This is a genomic window from Mucilaginibacter paludis DSM 18603 (genome assembly GCF_000166195.2).
GTDB lineage: Bacteria > Bacteroidota > Bacteroidia > Sphingobacteriales > Sphingobacteriaceae > Mucilaginibacter > Mucilaginibacter paludis.
The window spans coordinates 1,873,626-1,878,331 of sequence record NZ_CM001403.1 but is presented as its reverse complement, the minus strand read 5'-3'; the positions used below and the strand labels follow the sequence as shown (position 1 = coordinate 1,878,331).

The window sequence follows — 4,706 nt, the reverse complement described above, 5'->3', positions numbered from 1 at the left end:
TTTATTGGCAAAAACAGGCCGCGTATCGGTTTTGCGTGCGGGCATCTGGAAACCGCGTACCCGTCCGGGAGAGTTTGAAGGTATTGGCAGCATTGGCCTGGAATGGTTGAAACGCGCTAAAGCCGAAACTGGCCTGCCAACCGCGGTTGAAGTAGCCACAGCCAAACACGTAGAAGAAGCCTTGAAAGGCGGAGTTGATGTTTTATGGATAGGTGCCCGCTCAACAGCTAACCCTTTTACCGTGCAGGAAATTGCCGATGCTTTAAGAGGTGTTGATGTACCTGTAATTGTAAAAAACCCGGTAAATCCTGATCTGTCGTTATGGATAGGCGCTTTGGAGCGTGTTAACAATGCCGGCATTACCAAACTGGCTGCTATACACCGGGGCTTTTCATCACACGAGAAAACAGCTTTCCGCAACGAGCCAATGTGGGATCTGGCCATCAGCCTGAAGACACATGCACCCGATCTGCCTATCATTTGCGATCCGAGCCATATTTGCGGTAACCGCGAGCTAATCCCTTACATCGCCCAAAAAGCGCTCGATCTGGATATGCAGGGTTTGATCATCGAATCGCATATCGATCCGTCTGTAGCCTGGACTGATGCCAAGCAACAGTTAACACCTTCGGCATTAGACGAGATCATGAGCCGTTTGGAAATCAGGAAGCCAGGAGCCGGTACAGCCGAGGTTAAAGATAAATTAGCTATTCTGCGTAACGACATCGATAAAATTGATGACTTGGTGATCCAGAAAATAGCTGAAAGAATGCAGATAGTTGAAAAAATTGGCAACTACAAAAAAGATAACGGTATCACCATTTTACAGGTTAACCGTTGGGACGAGATATTGCAAAAGCGTACCGCTTACGGAGCTGCTTTAAAGTTGAGCAAAGAGTTTACCGAAAAATTATTAGAATTGCTGCACAGCGAATCTATCCGTAAACAAACCGAGATCATGAATAAGGATGGTATCTCCGGATCTGAGCAGGAACACTTAACCCACGCCTAAGCAGCAGCGATGCAAGCAAATATCATTATATCAAAGGCAACAAAAACCTTGAGCGGTACCATACAACTTACCGGCTCAAAAAGCGAATGCAACAGGGCTCTCATTATTGAGGCCCTGAGCAAAGGCAAGGTTAAGGTGCTCAATATATCCGACGCGGCCGATGCGGTAACTTTGGCTGCGGTTTTAAAAGTCCATAGTCCATGGTCCATAGTCCATAGCCAGGCTGTGGCGGATCGTGAACCATCAACCATAGACCGTCAGCCTCCAACCATGGACCATGGACCATCGACCATGGACCGTCAGCCTCCAACCATGGACCATAGACTATCGACCATAGACCGTCAGCCTCCAACCATGGACCATGGACCATCGACCATGGACTATGTCGATATCGGCCCCGCTGGCACTGCTATGCGTTTTTTAACCGCCTATTTACCTTTGCTGGATAAAAACATCATCATTACCGGTACTAAACGCATGCAGCAAAGGCCGATAGGTATTTTGGTTGATGCCATGCGTAAGTTGGGTGCCAAAATTGACTACCAGGTTAACGAAGGTTTTCCTCCGCTTCAAATCCACAGCGGTTTTCAACAAAAAACGGATCGCATCAGCATCAAAGGTAATATCAGCAGCCAGTATATTACGGCTCTGTTGCTCATCGCGCCAAGCTTACCTTTGGGATTAACTTTGGAGATCGAAGGCGAATTAACATCAAAGCCTTATGTGGAGATGACTTTGGCCATGTTACAGCAAGTAGGTATACAGCATACATGGGACGATAACAACATTCATATCGCTAATCAGCCGTTTAAAGAAACTTCCATATTGGTTGAGCCCGATTGGAGCGCGGCATCCTACTGGTACGCCATAGCGGCATTGTGTGATGAGGCCGAACTGTTTTTACCAGCATTAACGCCTTACAGTTTACAAGGCGATAGCGTGATCACTGAGATTATGGCCAACTTTGGCATCACATCGCAATTTAAAGATGGCGGCGTTCACCTGCAAAAGGAAGCAAAACCTATTTTACGAAAGATCTTCGACTTTAAGGAATGTCCCGACTTAGCCCAGACCGTAATTGTGGTTTGCGCAGCCTTAGGCCATGATGCTACCTTTACCGGATTAGAAACCCTAAAGATCAAAGAAACAGATCGCGTTGCTGCGTTGCAAAATGAGCTGGCCAAAATAGGGGTGAAGCTAACCGAAAAAGGCCAGGTTTATAAGCTTGACTGTAGCGAAAAGCAAATCCCCGAAAAGGTAACCATCCGTACCTACGAAGATCACCGGATGGCCATGGCCTTTGCGCCTTTAGCCCTGGTGGTGCCGCAGGTGGAGGTAGAGGAGCCCCAGGTAGTAGAAAAATCATACCCGGCATTTTGGAGTGATCTGGAAAAGGCAGGGTTTAAGGTTGATGGTTATAGTATTGCGTAATGAGTATTGCGTAGTGCGATTGATTGATAAGCGTTACATTCTTTTTTCAGCGTCATTGCGAGGAGCTACGACGAAGCAATCTCTAAGCTGTACAGAGCGAAAATGCAAAACTGCTTTTCCTAAGTAGAGATTACTTCATACCTCGCAATGACACTTTATGCTGGCTGTCAATAATTTAATAAGACGTCATTGCGAGGAGGTACGACGAAGCAATCTCTAAGCTGTACAGAGCGAAAATGCAGAGCCGCTTTGCCTAAGTAGAGATTGCTTCGTACCTCGCAATGACGCTTGGAGAGAAAAACCGTCGTCATTGCGAGGATTTAATACAGGTAGTCTGTGAAAGGGTGAAACTACAACTGAGTACCGATTGTAGAGGCCACCGCACCGTACTTCGACAGGCTCAGTATGACACCCCATTTTTGTGCGTGAAAGCTGTCATCGCGAGTAATGATCCGGCCCAACCTGAAAAAAATAGGGATGGCGTTTGAACCTTATAGATTACCAAGCGCAAAAAGAAAAGTGCGCAAAGGCCAGACTGCACGCCGGGCCAGGAGTTGGCCTGGTGGGTGGAAGGATCGGGCAGTCTTGTACTTTTTGGTTACTTTTGTGTCAAGACAAAAGAACAAAAGCCCTTCGCGCGGCGATTGAGCGTGCCGATGCTCTAAATTAAGAATACTGATTATCAACGCAATAATAGACGCATTGATAATCATTGCTTTACCAAGACGTCATGATAAGCTGTAATTTACTGGTTTGTTTTTAGAAAAGGAAATTGTGTTTTATTCTATTACAAATTAAGGCTTGAAATTCCAGCGGACAAACTAAAACTATTCGTCATAGAGCCACATTTTTAAACAGGTGTATAATAATCAAACCGTACGACTGCATTTGACCACCATCAACATTCACCTTAACCATGATGGGTACGCTAAATAATAATATACTTATCCGTCTGTTTTTGTACTTGCATGGCCTGATACGTCAACTTTACGCTATATATTTGAAGTATAATTTTTACTTTTAATAAGTAATATACCATGATAAAATTAAATTGCTTTTTTTGTAATTCAATGGCTATTTAATCGTTGTACCCGGTAAAAAGGAGAAAATAATGGTGGCGATTTTTTTCGCTAACAAGCTTGCAAATGTTATTTTTTAACAACATTTTCATATAATTGCACGTTGTAGTTTAAATTAAAGAATAGACGTATATTCCATAAATGAGACAACTCAAAATAACCCAATCCATTACTAACCGGGAGTCGCAGTCGTTAGACAAGTACCTCCACGAAATAGGGAAGGTTGACTTGATAACTGCCGAAGAAGAAGTAATTCTTGCACAAAAGATTAGGGAGGGCGACCAGGCTGCGTTAGAGCGTTTAACCAAAACCAACTTACGTTTTGTTGTTTCTGTGGCCAAACAATATCAAAACCAGGGCCTCACCCTTGGCGATTTGATAAACGAGGGCAACTTAGGTTTAATTAAAGCCGCTAAACGCTTTGATGAAACCAAGGGATTTAAATTTATATCGTATGCGGTATGGTGGATCCGCCAGTCCATCCTGCAGGCCATTGCCGAGCAATCGCGTATTGTGCGTTTACCGCTAAACCAGGTAGGTTCGCTCAGTAAAATAAGCAAAGCTTTCTCCAAACTGGAGCAGGAATATGAGCGCGAACCATCGCCCGAAGAGCTGGCGGATATACTGGAAACCACCGTTGATAAAATATCCGATACGCTGAGTAACTCGGGCAGGCATGTATCGATGGATGCGCCGTTTGTACAGGGCGAAGAAAATACGTTGCTCGATGTGCTTGACAACCACGAGCCTAATACCGATTTCCATTTGATCAACGAATCGCTGGCCGAAGAGATTAAACGCTCGCTATCTACCTTAACCGAACGCGAACGCGAAATTGTAGTTTTGTTTTTTGGTTTAGGATCAAACAGCCCCTTCTCGTTAGAGGAAATAGGCGAAAAATTTAACCTCACCCGCGAGCGCGTAAGGCAGATTAAGGATAAGGCCCTGCAACGGCTAAGGCATACATCGCGAAGCAAAATATTAAAATCATATTTAGGATAACAGGCAAGGCCTTCCACAACCGGAAGGCTTTTTGTTTTAGATCATCGGAACGCTCAGTCGCCGCGTGAAGTGCTTCCTTCCCAAGTCGGTGTCCCCACCGACTTTAGTTCCCTATAAACAGGAAGCTCCTACCAGAGCTTTTTAACGGTTTATTTTTTACTCCAGCGGAGTAGCCTGTTTAT

The 4,706-nt window shown here is 44.9% G+C and carries 3 protein-coding genes; all 3 read left to right on the top strand.

What is annotated here, in order from left to right:
- On the top strand, window positions 1-1,012 hold a 1,012-nt coding region (locus MUCPA_RS07950), incomplete at its 5' end, for a chorismate mutase (protein ID WP_008505634.1).
- A 9-nt stretch (window positions 1,013-1,021) separates the two neighbouring features.
- Window positions 1,022-2,443 carry a 3-phosphoshikimate 1-carboxyvinyltransferase gene (locus MUCPA_RS07945; RefSeq protein ID WP_008505632.1) on the top strand — a complete coding sequence of 474 codons (1,422 nt, stop codon included), beginning with the start codon at window positions 1,022-1,024 and terminating at the stop codon, window positions 2,441-2,443.
- Window positions 2,444-3,663: 1,220 nt separating this feature from the next.
- Window positions 3,664-4,524 (top strand): sigma-70 family RNA polymerase sigma factor, encoded by an 861-nt coding sequence (locus MUCPA_RS07935; protein WP_008505496.1) that lies wholly within the window; start codon window positions 3,664-3,666, stop codon window positions 4,522-4,524.
- Window positions 4,525-4,706 lie beyond the last annotated feature (182 nt).